We start from the raw sequence: 14,204 nt of genomic DNA, 5'->3' as shown, positions 1-14,204 counted from the left end.
CGCTCTTCCGATCTAGCGCCGAGGCGCAGCACGAGGGTCCGGGTCACGCCGCCGGCCCCGCCGCCAGACGCGCCACCGGCTTCTCGCGTACCGGCCAGTTGAGCACCGCCGCGATCAGGCTGAGCAGGATCGACAACTGCCAGACCAGTTGATAACTGCCGGTGCTGTCGTACAGATAGCCACCCAGCCAGCCGCCGAGGAACGCGCCCAACTGGTGGAAGAGGAAGACGATGCCGCCGAGCATCGACAGGTTGCGCACGCCGAACAGGGTCGCCACCGTGCCGTTGGTGAGCGGCACCGTCGACAGCCACAGCAGCCCCATGGCGATGCCGAACGCGTAGGCGGTCCAGATCGTCAGCGGGGTGAAGACGAAGGCCGTGATCACCACCGCACGCGCCAGGTACAGCCAGGTCAGCAGGCGCGGCTTGGACATCCGCCCGCCGAGCCAGCCGGCGATGTAGGTGCCGAAGACGTTGAACAGCCCGACCAGCGCCAGCACCGTGGTACCGACCGTCGCCGGCAGATGCTGGTCGACCAGATAGGCCGGCAGGTGCACGCCGATGAATACCACCTGGAAACCGCAGACGAAGAAGCCCAGCGAAAGCAGCCAGAACCCCGAATGGCCGACCGCCTCGTGCACGGCCTCGGAGAGCGTCTGCTCGTGGGCCTGAACCGGCTGCGGACGATCACGCAACATGCCGGCCAGCGGCACGATCAGCGCGGCCATCAGGCCGAGCACCAGCAGCGCCGCCGACCAGCCGAGCCAGCCAATCAGGCCCAGCGTGCCGGGCAGCATGGCGAACTGGCCGAACGAGCCCGCCGCCGCCGCAACGCCCATCGCCATGCTGCGCTTCTCCATCGGCACGGCGCGGCCGACCACACCGAGAATCACCGAAAACGAGGTGCCGGAAAGGCCGAGGCCGATCAGCAGGCCGGCGCTCAGCGACAGCGTCCAGGGCGAGTCGGCGAAGCCCATCAGTACCAGGCCGAGGGCATAGAGGACGCCGCCGATGACCACCGTGCGAATCGCCCCGAAGCGGTCGGCCAGCGCACCGGCGAAGGGTTGCGCCAGGCCCCAGATCAGGTTCTGCAGCGCGATCGCGAAGGCGAACACCTCGCGGCCCCAGCCGAATTCGGCGCTCATCGGCGGCAGGAACAGGCCGAAACCGTGGCGGGTGCCGAGGGACAGGGCCAGGATCAGCGCCGCCGACAGCATGATCCAGAACATCGGGCGCGAAGACGCAGCCATGTGAACTCCTAAGTTTTTGTTTTCATTCGAGGGCATGCAGCTCGTCGAGCAACGCGATCAACGCCGCGCGTTTCTCGCTGCCGAATTTCTGCGTCAGTTGCAGCTGGGCGTCGTTCCAGGCGTGCACCGCGTCGTCCAGCCGCGCACGGCCCAGCGCGGTCATCGACACCAGGCGGTTGCGCTGGTCGACGGCATTGCCCAGTTCCAGCAGCCCCTGGCCTTCCAGCACCCGCACATTGCGGCCGAGCGTGCTGCGCTCCAGCCCCATGGCGGCGGCGAGGTCGGTGATGCTCGGCGACTCGAGCCGCTCGAGATGGCGCAGCAGGGAAAACTGCGCCGTGGTCAGCCCGGCGCCGGCCAGGGCGTCGTCATAGCGTTTGGTCACACCGCGGGCGGTGCGACGCAGTTGGGTGCAGAGGCAATGGGTCGTCGTCATGGATGCGTGTATATACCCGCATTCTTTCGGAGTCAAATCGTCGCACCTGGGAAGTCCTGCCGGAGGGCATCGACGCGCCTTCCGTCAGGCCGTCCAGAACTGGCCGCCATAGCACCGGTCACTAGTGGTCAAACGCTGTAAACCATGGAGCGCTCCGATGACCGAGCAACGCTATCTCTCATGCATCCAGGCCTGCAGCGCCTGCGTCATTGCCTGCGAAGCCTGCGCCGCCGCCTGCCTGCGCGAGGACGACGTCACGATGATGGCCGCCTGCATCCGCCTAGACCGCGACTGCGCCGACCTCTGCCGCCTCGCCGAAGCCCTGATGGTCCGCGGCAGCGACCTCGCCGAAGAAACCTGCCACCTCTGCGCCCTCGCCTGCCAGGCCTGCGCCGAGGAATGCGCCCGCCACTCCCACGAGCACTGCCAGCAATGCGCCCAGGCCTGCCAGCGCTGCGCGGCGGAGTGCGAGGCGATGGTGGCGTAGGGGCCCCGCTGCGTTCAGGGATGATCGGAAAGATCCTCCCTGCTTTTCGTTGTTGATGGCCTGCAGCTGCCATCGCCCACTTTGCGTCGACCGGTAAAAGCACGCTCGTGTGCCGGTATCTTCGTGGGGTTTCTTCCACGTCACGCCGCCCGATACCGATTGTCATCGGCGCCCCTGTAGCCCTTGAGCCAAGCCAGGCAATTAGCCATTATCCGAGTCCTCGCGCAGCCTCGACCTTTCGGATCGCAATGGCTGCCAAAAGGCTTTGCTCAAGGAAGAGGCAATGGACTACGCCGCAATACTCCGCCCGCTGATCAGCACGGCCACCTGGCTGATTCCCACCCTGCTGCTGATCGGCCTGCTCAAGTCGCCTTGGGCCAAGGGTCATATCGGCGAACTCCTGGTCCGGCTGTTCGCCCATTGGCAACTGGATAAGCAGACCTACCGCCGCCTGCACAACGTCACCCTGAACACCCCGGACGGCACCACTCAGATCGACCACGTCTTTCTCTCGCCCTACGGCCTCTTCGTGCTGGAAACGAAGAATATGAGCGGCTGGATCTTCGGCAGCGAGAAGCAGGCGCAGTGGACGCAAAAGCTCTACAAAAGCACCTTCAAATTCCAGAACCCGCTGCGGCAGAACTACAAACACCTCAAAGCCCTGGAAGCTTTCCTAAACACAAACAGGGCGCTGGAAAGCGTAGGCGAGGCAGGCAACGCAAGGCAAAAACAGGCGAGGAAGCGGAGTTTACGTGCTGTAAATGAGCATTCCGAGCCTGTTTTTAACGCAGCGTTGCCAACGCAGGTAGCTTTGCAGCGGCCTGTGAGCCCGGAGCACCTGCACTCAGTAGTCACCTTTATCGGCGGCAGCACCTTCAAAACCGAAGTGCCGGCCAACGTGACCCAGGGCATCGGCTTTATCCGCTATATCCAGTCATTCCGGCAGCCGGTATTCAGCGAGTCTGAAGTCAACGCCATGCTGCACGCCCTGCAAACCGGCCGCCGCGCGCCGACGCTCGCCACACACCGCGAGCATGTGCAGAACCTCAAACGCCGGAGTGATCCTACTGCAGAGCGGCAATGTCCAAAATGTGGTAGTGCCCTCGTTATTCGCACCCGTAAAACAGGGACAAAAGCGGGGCAGCAGTTTTGGGGATGCTCAGCGTTTCCGAAGTGCCGGACGATGCAAAGTCTTTGAGAGGTAGAGCTGGAAGAGCTGCATGAGGTCGCATTCGAAAAATAAATCTGTCCCCTTTTTCGCTAACGCCAGTACGCATTGACCATGTCAACAAAGGGCACAGCTATACCATTGCCGACGAAATCCTCAAAGTGGTAAATGGCTGTGGCCTGCTGATTGCGGATCTGACCCAGGGCAACAAAAACGTCTATCACGAAATCGGTTTCTTGATGGGCCTTAACCAAGGCCGCACGGCAGCACAGGACAACTTCATACTCCTTGTGGATAACAATCAGATCCAGAACGACGCCATGATTGGTTTCAACCTCCGTCACTGGCAACAAGTGCGCTTCAATGACCCGTTGGATCTAAAAGCGAAGCTCGAGAAATCTTTGGAGCAGCACTTCCAATTCGGCGGAGGGATAAATTGAATGTCACAGGTCACCGAGCCTTGCAGGCATTGAGTTCTTCCTGAGTCTCAAGATGCGTTTCGATGCCCAGGCGGAACTTGCAGTAATCGCGCACCGTCGCTCGCTCCAGCGGGCTCAACTGCTCCAAGAGCTTGTCGTCCGCATCGCTAGCAAAGAGATTCATGAACTCGACCTGTAGAGATGGGTACTTCTTGATGAAGAAAACTCTCTTGTTGTCTTCCGCCCAGCGAGTCTCGTAGAACCCGATATAGAGATGAGCCACGAATAGAATAAAAAGCAGGGCGATACATTTTTTCATGACGTAGGTGGCGGTAAGAGTTGACTCTTAGCACGAATATTTCTAACAAGCTCCATGCCGATATTTCCAGGGCAAATCTTTCCCTCAGACAACTGATTCGGATACTCCCGGTGACCGCCAAAATGCTTGATGACAAACACACTCTTCAATGCGGAGATAAGGGTTAGCACTGAATCAATCTGCGGCCCCGGAATGGCATTTGTCGTGTTCACGCCGAGAAACCCCATGCCTTGGCGGCCCCAAGCGACAATGTCTCCGCCCTCTCCGGCTGTACTGAGATTGTTCAACAGCACAATACCGATAACACCAGTGTTGTACAGCCTAACGTGCGAACCTTTCAGGCGGATATCCCGCCCTTCATAAATCACCGCGTCGCAACTGATCCCGAAGTGATAGGAAAAATCTTCGAACTTATCGATCTGCTCTTCCTGGGTGTCGCGCATCTGCTCGGCCCCAACACCACATGAATAGCTCCTCCCTGCATGGTGAAGGGCAACCATTGAGTAATCCCAGTCAGACGCCGTAGCATGACCCTTTACCGCCCCCCATCCAGATCGCTCAACAAACTGACCACCTAGCTCACGGATCTTCCTAATCAGCGCCTCGCGAGTTGCGGCGCGGTCATTCACTGTGATGGAGACAGGCTGTATCGGTTGCCCGGGCTTGACCTCCTGAGCTTTCGCCGTAGTTTCAAACGCCATTTCAGCCCTCCACCATCTCGTCAAGGATGCGAGCCGGCGCCTTGAACTTCACATGCAACGAAACCACGGAATTCTCCAAAGGTGTCTTGATGTGTGCAATTCCGTTCGCATCAGTGGTACCAATCTGTTGCCGACCATCCACCAGAGCAACGAATTCACGATAAGCCAGCGGCTCACCGCTCTCACTGTCAGTGATGCTGAACGACGTTGCATACGTCTGCTGGAATTGCAGCGGGGCGGGGGCGGTAAATAGTGCTGGTGCGTGACTGTCACCAATGATCACACTGCCAGAGCCAGAGATAACAACATTTCCGTGGGCCCCGATGCTGCCCAGAGTCGCGGCGGGTTGGCCGTTGATGAATACGGTCGATGACACCCCGGAAACAATGAGGCCTCCGCAACCAGCAGCATCGCCCTGTCGTGCCGCAGGAAGACCGTCAAACACGACGTCAGGAGAGCCTTCGGCTATGGGATTGGTGCCGTGCCCCGGTAATGGGCAGGCCGTGGAGTCGGTGACGCGGGCGGCGGGTCTTCCACTCATATGCGAATCCTTGCATTAGCGAGACGATCTATTGGCAGCTCCGGTAGCCAACTTGGCGTTATCGCCAGATGGCCGATTGGGGCAAGCCCAGACTATGGCCGGCGCACGCGAAAGTAACAGAGATGTAGCGCGCAACTTCTTGCACGCCTCAGCCTCAAAGCGGGCTGATCTGCCCACACTCCGGAGCCGTTTCTCCAGTAGTCAGCCACAGTGCGTACTTTTTAAAGCGCGGGTGGTTGGCGACCTTGAGGAACGGGGCCAGCCCCATGTCGGTAATCGAGGCTTCGTACTTCTTCCAGCTACTCAAGCTGATATCGACTTCCCGGCAAAAATCTTCCTGGGTCAGATTTTCCTTGGCCCGTATCGCCTTCATTTTTGCCGGCAAATCCAATTTAACCCCCTTGACAGGTCCAACCTTGGAACCATCATAAGTTCCAAGATAGGAACCTTTAGAATCTTAGTTTTGGCAGGGTATCAAAAGCCGTTCGCCCTAGACACGTTATGCGTGTGCATTCCCCTGCCCGCACGTTCGAAACCTCTGCCATTCGCGACTGACAGCCGGGAGGCCTTATGGAAGACGCCTACATCCCCATCGTGTTGATGCGCCATAACCGCCCGTTACGCGGGGTGATGATCGACCGTCAGCCGTGGGTCTGTGCCCGGGAGTTTGCGCGCTTGCTGGGCCATCGCCACCCGGAGCGGATCTGTCGGCTGATGGATGCCGACCAGGTGCGGGTGGTGCACTTCCGGTTGGCCAGCGAGCAGTCGGAGGCGGTGGAGGTGCTCAGCGAGTCAGGCCTGTACAGGGCGTTGTGGCGCTTCTCGCATCCGGAGAATCGCCATCTACGTCGCTGGCTCAGCCATGTGGCCCTGCCGGCGCTGCGCGACAGTGAGGCGGGAGACGGGCATGAGCCATCGCGTTGCCTGATGGCCTGGAACAACCAGCAGGTCAATCTGCTGGAGTGGCAGGGTGAGCTGTGGATCGCCTTGGGCGAGTTGCCGCGCTTCCACCAGCAGGCCCGCTCAGGACGGAGCAAGCCCCAATCGTGGTTGGTGCGCTGGTGGCGTGGGCGCTGCCGAGCCGGAGCAGCGCGCTGAACACCGCCACCAGCATGGGATGTTCTATTTCACTGAGCTTGCAGCGTTTCCGGGCAACTCATGATCCTTCATTCCCGTCCCGCTCGACTAAAACGCCAACCCCACCAGAACGACAACCTCAACCAACTCCAACACCGCACCCACCGTATCCCCGGTACACCCACCCAGCCGCTTCACCATCGCCCGCCTCAGATACGCGAACAGCACCGCCGCCAGCAGCAGACCCCACGCCCCGCTCCACCCTGCAACCAGCAGAACGCCCAGCGCCGTAGCGGCCAGCACGTAGCGTGCGGCGCGGCGTGGCAGGTGGTCGGCCAGGGCTTGGCCGAGGCCGCCTTTGCGGATGTAGGGGGTGGTGAGGAACAGGGCCAGCGGGGTGGCGCGGGCGAGGATGGGGGCTAGGAGGAGCGCCTGGGTGTCGCCGTGTTGCAGCAGCGCCAGCAGCGCGGCGAATTTGAGGAGCAGGACCAGCACCAGCACGACCACGGCGATCGGGCCGCTGCGGGGGTCTTTCATGATGGCGAGGGTGCGTTCGCGGTCGCCCAGGCCGCCGAGCCAGGCATCGGCGCTGTCGGCGAGGCCGTCCAGGTGCAGGGCGCCGCTCAGGCCGACCCAGAGGGTCAGCAGCAGCGCGGCATGCAGCGCGGCGGGGCTGCCGACCAACAGCGCGTTGGCGCCGAGCAGGATCAGCCCGATCAGCGCGCCCACCAGCGGGTAGAACAGCAGCGAGCGGCCCAGTTGCTCCGGGTTGGGCATGCCGGGCAGGCGGATCGGCAGGCTGGTGAGGAATTGCAGGGCGATCAGGAACGGCTGCATGGGGCTCCAGTGCGGCGCGCGGCGCAGGTTAAGGGGTTGGGTCGATCGTGGGGTCCAGCCGATGGCATTCGCCGTGGCCGACCACCACCGAGAGCAGTTCGCCGCGCGGCAGGCCGCGTGCGCGCGCCAGCAGCAGGCGCATCACGCCGGCATGGGTGATCAGCAGCACGCACTGCCCGGCGAAGCGCTGTCGCAGCCGCGCCAGCGCGCCGAGCACGCGCGCCTCGAAAGCCAGAAGCGGCTCGCCGCCGGGAGGCGCGAAGGCGTAGGGATCGGCCCAGAAATGCCCCAGCGCCTCGCTGTCGGATTCCATCAGTTCGGCGGCGCTGCGCCCTTCCCAGTCGCCGAAATGCAGTTCGCGCAGGTCCGCCTCCAGATGCAGCGGCAGGCCGCGCTCGGCGGCCAGGGCGTCGGCGAAGGCGGCGCAGCGCTGCAGCGGCGAGCTGACCAGCACATCCCAGGGGCCGCGCGTGGCGATGCCGTTGCGCATCTGTTGCCAGCCGACGGCGGTCAGCGCGTCGTCGAGGCTGCCGCGAAAGCCCCCGCCGCTCTCGGTCTCGCCGTGGCGCAGCAGGTCGAGTCTCATCGGTCGGACACCGCCGCCTCGGCGAAGGTGGCCATCTGGTTGTGCAGCGCGCAGGCCAGGCGCAGCAGCGGCACCGCCAGCGCCGCGCCGCTGCCTTCGCCGAGGCGCAGGCCGAGGTCGAGCAGCGGTTGCGCATTCAGCGCATCAAGCACGCGGCGGTGGCCCGGCTCGGCGCCACGGTGGCCGAACAGCAGCCAGTCGCGGCAGGCCGGATTCAGGCGCACCGCGAGCAGCGCGGCGACGCTGCAGATGAAGCCGTCGACCAACACCGCCACGCCCTCCTGTGCGGCAGCGAGGTAGGCGCCGACCAGCGCGGCGATCTCGAAGCCACCAAGGCGGCGCAGCACCTCGAAGGGATCGCCGAGAAACGCGCCGTGCAGCGCCAGTGCGCGCTCGATCACCGCCGCCTTGCGCGCCACGCCGCCGGCATCCAGACCGGTGCCGGGGCCGACCAGCTCACGCGCCGGCAGGCCCAGCAGCGCGCAGGCCAGGGCGCTGGCGGCGCTGGTGTTGCCGATGCCCATCTCACCGCCGATGAACAGGTCGGCGCCGCTGGCCTTGGCGCGCAGCAGGCTGTCGCGGCCGGCCTGCAAGGCCAGGCGCAGCTGCGCGTCGCTCATCGCCGCCTCCCGGGCGAAGTTGCCGGTGCCCGCGCCGAGGTTCAGGTGCCGCACGCCGGGCAGCGCTTCGAGCGGAAAGGCGGTGCCGAGATCGACGACTTCCAGGCGCGCGTCCAACTGCCGGGCGAGCACACTGATGGCTGCGCCGCCGCCGACGAAGTTGCGCAGCATCTGCCCGGTGACTTCCTGCGGATAGGCCGAAACGCCCTCGGCGACCACGCCGTGATCGCCGGCGAACACCGCGATCCAGGGCAGGCGGATATCCGGTCGAGCGCCCTGCAGGGCGGCTAGCGCCAGTGCGACGCCTTCCAGCTGGCCCAGCGAGCCGGTCGGCTTGGTCAGTTGCGCCTGACGCGCCTCGGCCTCGGCGCGCGCGGCGAGGTCCAGCGGACGGCAGGCCTGCCGCCACCAATCGATGGTCATAACGGTGCTCCCTTGAGAATCATCGGCAGGCCGGCGACGGTGAAAACCACCTGCTCGCAGCGCTCGGCCAGGGCCTGGTGCAACCAGCCGGCTTCGTCGACGTAACGCCGCGACAGTTCCCCCATCGGCACCACGCCGAGGCCGGTTTCGTTGCTGACGAAAATGATTCGCCCCGGCAGCTCGGCCAGGGCGTCGAGCAGCGCGTCGCGCTCGGCGGCCAGGCGCTGCGGGTCATCCAGCATCAGCAGATTGGTCAGCCACAGGGTAAGGCAGTCGACCAGCAGGCAGCGCCCGTCCGCCGCCTGTTCGCGCAGCACGCTCGCCAGTCGCAACGGTTCCTCGATCAGCCCCCAGTGCGCCGGGCGGCGTTCGCGGTGTTCGCGGATGCGGCTGGACATCTCGCCGTCCAGCGCCTGGCTGGTGGCGATGTAGACCACCTCGAGGCCGGACTCCGCGGCCAGACGCTCGGCCAGGCGGCTCTTGCCCGAACGGGCGCCGCCGAGGATCAGTTCAGGCATGGTTCAGCGTTTCCAGAGGATTGGGGGATCGAGAAGCGGTGGATGTGGAAAGCGACATCCACCCTACGGATCGGTGTAAACGTAGGGTGGATCACGCCCCACCGATCCACCGAGCTGGATTTCGGCAGGCGAATGGAGACACCGACCGCCCGCATCAAAGCCCGCATAGCGCCCTCAGCCGATCGGTATCCAGATGCGCCTCGACCAGATCGGCAAGACGCTCGATTTCGCGTTCGCGCAGGGCGTGGTAATCGCTGTGCTCGACCTCGCGCACGCCGGCCCAGCGCAGCAGCGCGGCGCAGGCTTCGGGCGCCTCGAACAGGCCGTGCAGGTAGGTGCCGATGACCTGGCCATCGGCGCTGCGCGCGCCGTCCTGGCGACCGTCGTCGAGGGTCATCAGCGCATCGTTCAGGGCGCTGCCGGTGCTGACGCCGGCGTGGATTTCGTAGCCGCTGACCGGCGCGCCCTCAAGGCTGAGGCGCCCGCTGACCAGACGCAGCTGCTTTTCCGCCTCCAGGCGGGTGTGCAAATCGAGCAGGCCGAGCCCGTCGCTGCTGCCGGCGTCGCCTTCGAGGCCGAGCGGGTCGTCGATGCGCCGGCCGAGCATCTGCAGGCCGCCGCAGATGCCCAGCAGTTTGCCGCCGTAGCGCAGGTGCCGGGCGATGGCGAGGTCCCAACCGTTGGCGCGGAGGAACGCCAGGTCGCGGCGGGTGCTCTTGGAGCCGGGCAGGATGATCAGGTCGGCCGGCGGAATCGGCTGGCCGGGGCCGACGAAGCGCAGGTCGACCTGCGGATGCAGGCGCAGCGGGTCGAAATCGGTGTGGTTGCTGATGCGTGGCAACACCGGCACCAGCACCCGGAGGCGCTCGCCCTGCTTGCCCGGCTGGCGCGCGTCTATCGCGTCCTCGGCTTCGAGATGGAAGTCCATCAGGTACGGCAGCACGCCGAGCACCGGTTTGCCGGTGCGCGCCTCCAGCCAGTCCAGGCCGGGGCGCAGCAGCGCGATGTCGCCGCGGAAGCGGTTGATGACGAAACCGCGGACGCGCGCCCGTTCGCTCTCGGAAAGCAGTTCCAGGGTGCCGACCAGATGGGCGAAGACGCCGCCCTTGTCGATGTCGCCGATGAGGATCACCGGGCAATCCACCGCCTCGGCGAAGCCCATGTTGGCGATGTCGCCCTGGCGCAGGTTGATCTCGGCCGGCGAGCCGGCGCCCTCCACCATCACCACCCGATAGGCCTCGCGCAGGCGCCCGTGGGAGGCCAGCACCGCCTGCATCGCGGTGGGTTTGTAGGCGTGATAGGCGACCGCGTTCATGTTGCCGACCGCGTGGCCGTGGATGATCACCTGGGCGCCGATGTCGCTGTTGGGCTTGAGCAGCACCGGATTCATGTCGGTGTGCGGCGGCAACTTGCAGGCCTGCGCCTGCACGGCCTGGGCGCGGCCGATCTCGCCGCCGTCGGCGCTGACCGCGCTGTTCAGCGCCATGTTCTGCGGCTTGAACGGTGCCACCGCCACGCCCTGGCGGTGCAGCCAGCGGCACAGGGCGGTCACCAGAGTGCTCTTGCCGGCATCCGAGGTGGTACCCTGCACCATCAGCGTGGCGCTGGCTTTCATGCACGGCTCCGGGCGAAGACTTCCAGCGCCGACTCCAGGCGCTCCCAGGCCGCCTCGTCCGGCGGCAGGCCGAAGCGCAGGCTCGACGGCGCGGCGAACAGCCGGACCAGGATGCCGTGGCAGGCCAGGTATTCGTGCAGCAGCGCGGCGTGCTCGCTGACCCACCACTGGAACAGCGAGCAGCCACCGGTCGGCCTCAGGCCGTGGCCGGCCAGCAGGTCGTGCAGCCGCACGCCATCGGCTTCGAGGCGGCGGCGCTGGCCGGCCTGGCCTTGGTCGTCCAGCAGCAGCGTGCGCGCGATGCTGCGCGCGGCGCCGCTCACCGCCCAGGGGCCGAGGATTTCGTCGAGGCGATCGAGCAGCTGCGGCTGTGCCAGCACGAAGCCCAGGCGCAGGCCGGCCATGCCGAAGAACTTGCCGAACGAACGCAGCACGATCAGCCCCGGCAGGTGGCTGTGCGCCGCCAGGCTGTGCTCGGGAGTGGCGTCCATGAAGGCTTCGTCGATCACCAGCCAGCCGCCGCGCTCGACCAGCCGGGCGTGCCATTCCAGCAACTGCTCGGTGGGAATGCGCCGGCCGGTGGGGTTGTTGGGGTTGACCACCACCAGCACGTCGAGGCGATCCAGGCTGCGCCGCACGCCCGCCTCGCTGATCTCCAGCAGGCGATGGCCTTCGCGGCGCCAGGCCTCGGCGTGTTCGGCGTAACAGGGCGAGACAATGCCCACCTGGCAGTAGCGACGCAGCCTCGGCAGCGCCTGGATCGCCGCCTGCGAACCGGCGACCGGCAGCAGCGCCTCGACGCCGTAGAACCGCCGCGCGGCCTGCTCCAGGCCGTCGTCCCGCTCCGGCAGGCGGTTCCACGCCTCCAGCGGCACCTCCGGCAGCGACCAGCCGTAGGGCGCGATGCCGGTGGACAGGTCGAGCCAGTCGGCAAGGCCGATGCGGTATTTCTCCGCGGCTTTGCGCAGGCCGCCTCCATGGTTAAGCATTCAGCAGACTCCCTATGACCAGCAGCAGCAACCACGCCGCCACGCCGCGGCGCACCAGGCGCATCGCCCGGCGGATGTCCTCGCCACGCGCCACGCCGCCCTCGCCCAGCGGCGGACGATAGCGCATCTCGCCGTGATAGATCGACGGCCCGCCAAGCACCACGCCCAGCGCGCCGGCACCCGCCGCCATCACCGGGCCGGCATTCGGGCTGCTCCACTGCGGCCCCTGCAGGCGCCAGCAGCGCAGCGCGCGGCGGGTTTCCCCGAGGAGCGCGTAGGTCAGCGCGACCAGCCGCGCGGGCAGGTAATTCAACACGTCATCGAGGCGCGCCGCGGCCCAGCCGAAGCGCTCGAAGCGCGCGTTGCGGTAGCCCCACATGGCGTCCAGCGTGTTGCTCAGGCGATACAGCACCACGCCCGGCGCGCCGGCCACGGCGAACCAGAACAGCGCGGCGAACACCGCGTCGCTGCCGTTCTCCAGCACCGACTCGGTGGCGGCCAGGGCCACGCCGTTTTCATCCAGTGCCGAGGGTTCGCGGCTGACGATGTAGCCGACCCGTCGCCGCGCCTCGTCCAGGTCGCCGCGCTCCAGCGCATCGGCCACCGGTTGTGCGTGTTCGTCCAGGCTGCGCAGGCCGATGGCGAGGTACAGCAGCAGCGCCTCGACGAGCCAGCCGAGGTAGGGCAAACGGCCCAGCGCCCAGGCCAGCAGCGTCAGCGGCAGCACCGCCAGGCACCAGCCGAGCACGCCGTTCACCCGCGCGCGGCCGTTCACCCGGTTCAGCCGCCCCTCGATGGCGTCGGCCAGGCGACCGAAGCCCACCAGCGGATGCCAGCGCTTCGGCTCGCCGAACAGCGCATCCAGCGCGACACCGGCGCAGGCGGTCAGGGCCACGGCGATCATGGTTTCTCGCCCCACTGGTTGCCGAACAGCATGGCGTCCAGCGGCTGCGCCTGGGTCCAGCCTTCGCCGACCAGCATCGGCTCCGGGTAGAAGGCCGACACCGGTCCAAGGCAGAGGATCGCCACCGGCTTGGCGCCGGGCGGCATGCCGAGCAGGTCGGCCAGGCGCTGCGGATCGAACAGCGACACCCAGCCCATGCCCAGCCCTTCCGCGCGGGCCGCCAGCCAGAGGTTCTGGATGGCACAGGACAGCGAGGCGAGGTCCATTTCCGGCAGCGTGCGGCGGCCGAAGACGTGTGCCTCGCGGCCGTCCTTCAGGGCGGCGACCAGCAGCTCGGCGCAGTCGCGCACGCCTTCCACCTTGAGCCGGAGGAAGTCGTCGCGCCGCTCGCCCAGTGCATCGGCGGTGAGCAGGCGCTCCTCCTCGACCAGCCCGGCGATGGCTTCGCGCAGTGCCGGACGGCTGATGCGCAGGAAGCGCCAGGGCTGCATGAGGCCGACGCTGGGCGCTTGGTGCGCGGCCTGCAACAGCCGGGTCAGCAGCTCCGGGGCGATTTCGCCGCCGCTGAAATGGCGCATGTCGCGGCGCTCGGCGATGGCCCGGTAGATCGCCGCGCGCTCCTCGGCGCTGTAGGCCCATTCGTTCATGGCAGGAACCAGGTCGCCGCGGCACGCGGGTCGGACGGCATGTAGAAGTGGATGTAGGAAGCCGTCAGGCGGCCCAGGCGATACACCGCCTCGGCGGCGCCGCGACCGTTCGGGCACTCGCCGCGGGCCAGCGGCGGCTGCGCGCAGTCCAGCGTCGAATGGTGGTAGGTGTGCCCGCGCAGGCGGCCTTCCGGCAGGTCCACCGCCTGCAGCGCGAGCGCGCTCAGGCGTGGCTGCAGGCGCGCCTCGCCGGGCAGCAGGCCGAGCATCTCGCCACGCTGGCCGGCCTTGTCGCTGAGCCCGTCGAGCAGGTAGAGCATGCCGCCGCATTCGGCGAGGATCGGCTTGCCCGCCGCGTGGTGCGCCCGGATCGCCGCGCGCATCGGCCGGTTGCCCGCCAGCCGCGCCAGGTGCAGCTCGGGGTAGCCGCCGGGCAGGTAGAGGCTGTCCACCGCCGGCAGGGCCTCGTCGTCCAGCGGCGAGAAGAACCGTAGCTCGGCACCCAGGCGGCGCAGCAGGTCGAGGTTCGCCGCATAGAGGAAGGCGAAGGCCGCATCCCGCGCCACGCCGATCCGCACACCGCGCAGCAGCGGCTCGACATCGCCCTCCTCCTGCGGCGCGGCGAAGCTGACGGCGGCCGGCAGCGCGGTGTCGGCGCTCGCCGCCAG

General features: G+C 66.4%; 18 protein-coding genes and 1 pseudogene. 4 read left to right on the top strand and 15 right to left on the bottom strand.

Going from position 1 to position 14,204, the window contains the following annotated elements:
• Nucleotides 1-43 precede the first annotated feature (43 nt).
• Together B2X67_RS17915 and B2X67_RS17910 are read right to left on the bottom strand one after the other, a co-directional pair.
• Nucleotides 44-1,249, bottom strand: a complete 1,206-nt coding sequence (locus B2X67_RS17915; protein ID WP_376747823.1) for an MFS transporter — start codon at nt 1,247-1,249, stop codon at nt 44-46.
• A gap of 22 nt (nt 1,250-1,271) precedes the next feature.
• On the bottom strand, nt 1,272-1,685 hold the full coding sequence (locus B2X67_RS17910; RefSeq protein ID WP_273231274.1) for a MarR family winged helix-turn-helix transcriptional regulator: 414 nt from the start codon (nt 1,683-1,685) through the stop codon (nt 1,272-1,274).
• Between the two features lie 157 nt (nt 1,686-1,842).
• Between B2X67_RS17910 and B2X67_RS17905 the strand changes: the two genes are divergently transcribed.
• The 3 genes from B2X67_RS17905 to B2X67_RS17895 all read left to right on the top strand — a co-directional run bounded on the left by B2X67_RS17905 (nt 1,843) and on the right by B2X67_RS17895 (nt 3,780).
• Nucleotides 1,843-2,172: a four-helix bundle copper-binding protein gene (locus B2X67_RS17905; RefSeq protein ID WP_090227735.1), complete on the top strand. Its 330-nt coding sequence runs from the start codon at nt 1,843-1,845 to the stop codon at nt 2,170-2,172.
• Nucleotides 2,173-2,455: 283 nt separating this feature from the next.
• Complete coding sequence (locus tag B2X67_RS17900) at nt 2,456-3,370, top strand: nuclease-related domain-containing protein (RefSeq protein WP_286786329.1); 915 nt, start codon at nt 2,456-2,458, stop codon at nt 3,368-3,370.
• Between the two features lie 131 nt (nt 3,371-3,501).
• Entirely contained in the window at nt 3,502-3,780 is a 279-nt protein-coding gene (locus B2X67_RS17895) for a hypothetical protein (RefSeq protein ID WP_286786328.1), read from the top strand.
• Between the two features lie 10 nt (nt 3,781-3,790).
• On the opposite strand, the gene B2X67_RS17890 is transcribed toward B2X67_RS17895, so the two are convergent.
• The 4 genes from B2X67_RS17890 to B2X67_RS17875 form a co-directional block, all read right to left on the bottom strand.
• The gene (locus tag B2X67_RS17890; RefSeq protein ID WP_286786327.1) at nt 3,791-3,943 is read right to left on the bottom strand and encodes a hypothetical protein; all 153 of its coding nucleotides are present in this window, start codon (nt 3,941-3,943) and stop codon (nt 3,791-3,793) included.
• Between the two features lie 131 nt (nt 3,944-4,074).
• Nucleotides 4,075-4,779: a peptidoglycan recognition protein family protein gene (locus B2X67_RS17885; RefSeq protein WP_286786326.1), complete on the bottom strand. Its 705-nt coding sequence runs from the start codon at nt 4,777-4,779 to the stop codon at nt 4,075-4,077.
• A 1-nt stretch (nt 4,780) separates the two neighbouring features.
• Nucleotides 4,781-5,320: a PAAR domain-containing protein gene (locus B2X67_RS17880; protein WP_286786325.1), complete on the bottom strand. Its 540-nt coding sequence runs from the start codon at nt 5,318-5,320 to the stop codon at nt 4,781-4,783.
• A 154-nt stretch (nt 5,321-5,474) separates the two neighbouring features.
• Nucleotides 5,475-5,711, bottom strand: coding sequence for a helix-turn-helix domain-containing protein (locus B2X67_RS17875; RefSeq protein ID WP_119694379.1), 237 nt, complete (start codon nt 5,709-5,711; stop codon nt 5,475-5,477).
• Nucleotides 5,712-5,890: 179 nt separating this feature from the next.
• Here B2X67_RS17875 and B2X67_RS17870 point away from each other — a divergent pair, with 179 nt between their 5' ends.
• Nucleotides 5,891-6,418, top strand: a complete 528-nt coding sequence (locus B2X67_RS17870) for a BRO-N domain-containing protein (protein ID WP_286786324.1) — start codon at nt 5,891-5,893, stop codon at nt 6,416-6,418.
• Between the two features lie 87 nt (nt 6,419-6,505).
• On the opposite strand, the gene B2X67_RS17865 is transcribed toward B2X67_RS17870, so the two are convergent.
• The 9 genes and pseudogenes from B2X67_RS17865 to B2X67_RS17825 all read right to left on the bottom strand — a co-directional run.
• A complete protein-coding gene (locus B2X67_RS17865; RefSeq protein ID WP_286786323.1) occupies nt 6,506-7,234 on the bottom strand; it encodes an adenosylcobinamide-GDP ribazoletransferase in 729 nt (242 codons plus the stop codon).
• Between the two features lie 28 nt (nt 7,235-7,262).
• Nucleotides 7,263-7,820 (bottom strand): histidine phosphatase family protein, encoded by a 558-nt coding sequence (locus tag B2X67_RS17860; RefSeq protein WP_286786322.1) that lies wholly within the window; start codon nt 7,818-7,820, stop codon nt 7,263-7,265.
• The gene (cobT, locus tag B2X67_RS17855) at nt 7,817-8,863 is read right to left on the bottom strand and encodes a nicotinate-nucleotide--dimethylbenzimidazole phosphoribosyltransferase (RefSeq protein WP_286786321.1); all 1,047 of its coding nucleotides are present in this window, start codon (nt 8,861-8,863) and stop codon (nt 7,817-7,819) included. Before cobT ends, B2X67_RS17860 begins: the two co-directional genes overlap by 4 nt.
• Complete coding sequence (gene cobU, locus B2X67_RS17850) at nt 8,860-9,381, bottom strand: bifunctional adenosylcobinamide kinase/adenosylcobinamide-phosphate guanylyltransferase (protein ID WP_286786320.1); 522 nt, start codon at nt 9,379-9,381, stop codon at nt 8,860-8,862. The genes cobT and cobU overlap by 4 nt, the downstream gene beginning before the upstream one ends.
• A gap of 154 nt (nt 9,382-9,535) precedes the next feature.
• Nucleotides 9,536-10,996, bottom strand: coding sequence for a cobyric acid synthase (locus tag B2X67_RS17845; RefSeq protein ID WP_286786319.1), 1,461 nt, complete (start codon nt 10,994-10,996; stop codon nt 9,536-9,538).
• Complete coding sequence (cobD, locus tag B2X67_RS17840; RefSeq protein ID WP_286786318.1) at nt 10,993-11,985, bottom strand: threonine-phosphate decarboxylase CobD; 993 nt, start codon at nt 11,983-11,985, stop codon at nt 10,993-10,995. Before cobD ends, B2X67_RS17845 begins: the two co-directional genes overlap by 4 nt.
• Nucleotides 11,978-12,889 carry an adenosylcobinamide-phosphate synthase CbiB gene (cbiB, locus tag B2X67_RS17835; protein WP_286786317.1) on the bottom strand — a complete coding sequence of 304 codons (912 nt, stop codon included), beginning with the start codon at nt 12,887-12,889 and terminating at the stop codon, nt 11,978-11,980. The genes cobD and cbiB overlap by 8 nt, the downstream gene beginning before the upstream one ends.
• Nucleotides 12,886-13,536, bottom strand: coding sequence for a 5,6-dimethylbenzimidazole synthase (gene bluB / locus B2X67_RS17830; protein WP_286786316.1), 651 nt, complete (start codon nt 13,534-13,536; stop codon nt 12,886-12,888). Before bluB ends, cbiB begins: the two co-directional genes overlap by 4 nt.
• Nucleotides 13,533-14,204: pseudogene (locus tag B2X67_RS17825) on the bottom strand (cobyrinate a,c-diamide synthase); the annotation flags it as partial. The pseudogene B2X67_RS17825 and the gene bluB, both read right to left, overlap by 4 nt.

The sequence above is a fragment of the Pseudomonas sp. UBA3153 genome (assembly GCF_002364635.1).
In the GTDB taxonomy this organism is placed as follows: domain Bacteria; phylum Pseudomonadota; class Gammaproteobacteria; order Pseudomonadales; family Pseudomonadaceae; genus Pseudomonas_O; species Pseudomonas_O kuykendallii.
Note: the sequence above shows the minus strand (reverse complement) of the source record. Positions and strands in the feature narration are given on the sequence as shown.

Bases quoted from the DNA above. Each gene is read 5' to 3' on its own strand.
- B2X67_RS17885 (WP_286786326.1), bottom strand. From the start codon at position 4,779: ATGGCGTTTGAAACTACGGCGAAAGCTCAGGAGGTCAAGCCCGGGCAA.
- B2X67_RS17870 (WP_286786324.1), top strand. From the start codon at position 5,891: ATGGAAGACGCCTACATCCCCATCGTGTTGATGCGCCATAACCGCCCG.
- B2X67_RS17860 (WP_286786322.1), bottom strand. From the start codon at position 7,820: ATGAGACTCGACCTGCTGCGCCACGGCGAGACCGAGAGCGGCGGGGGC.
- B2X67_RS17845 (WP_286786319.1), bottom strand. From the start codon at position 10,996: ATGAAAGCCAGCGCCACGCTGATGGTGCAGGGTACCACCTCGGATGCC.
- B2X67_RS17900 (WP_286786329.1), top strand. From the start codon at position 2,456: ATGGACTACGCCGCAATACTCCGCCCGCTGATCAGCACGGCCACCTGG.
- bluB (WP_286786316.1), bottom strand. From the start codon at position 13,536: ATGAACGAATGGGCCTACAGCGCCGAGGAGCGCGCGGCGATCTACCGG.
- B2X67_RS17890 (WP_286786327.1), bottom strand. From the start codon at position 3,943: ATGAATCTCTTTGCTAGCGATGCGGACGACAAGCTCTTGGAGCAGTTG.
- B2X67_RS17915 (WP_376747823.1), bottom strand. From the start codon at position 1,249: ATGGCTGCGTCTTCGCGCCCGATGTTCTGGATCATGCTGTCGGCGGCG.
- B2X67_RS17905 (WP_090227735.1), top strand. From the start codon at position 1,843: ATGACCGAGCAACGCTATCTCTCATGCATCCAGGCCTGCAGCGCCTGC.
- cobD (WP_286786318.1), bottom strand. From the start codon at position 11,985: ATGCTTAACCATGGAGGCGGCCTGCGCAAAGCCGCGGAGAAATACCGC.
- B2X67_RS17910 (WP_273231274.1), bottom strand. From the start codon at position 1,685: ATGACGACGACCCATTGCCTCTGCACCCAACTGCGTCGCACCGCCCGC.
- B2X67_RS17865 (WP_286786323.1), bottom strand. From the start codon at position 7,234: ATGCAGCCGTTCCTGATCGCCCTGCAATTCCTCACCAGCCTGCCGATC.
- B2X67_RS17880 (WP_286786325.1), bottom strand. From the start codon at position 5,320: ATGAGTGGAAGACCCGCCGCCCGCGTCACCGACTCCACGGCCTGCCCA.
- cobU (WP_286786320.1), bottom strand. From the start codon at position 9,381: ATGCCTGAACTGATCCTCGGCGGCGCCCGTTCGGGCAAGAGCCGCCTG.
- cobT (WP_286786321.1), bottom strand. From the start codon at position 8,863: ATGACCATCGATTGGTGGCGGCAGGCCTGCCGTCCGCTGGACCTCGCC.
- cbiB (WP_286786317.1), bottom strand. From the start codon at position 12,889: ATGATCGCCGTGGCCCTGACCGCCTGCGCCGGTGTCGCGCTGGATGCG.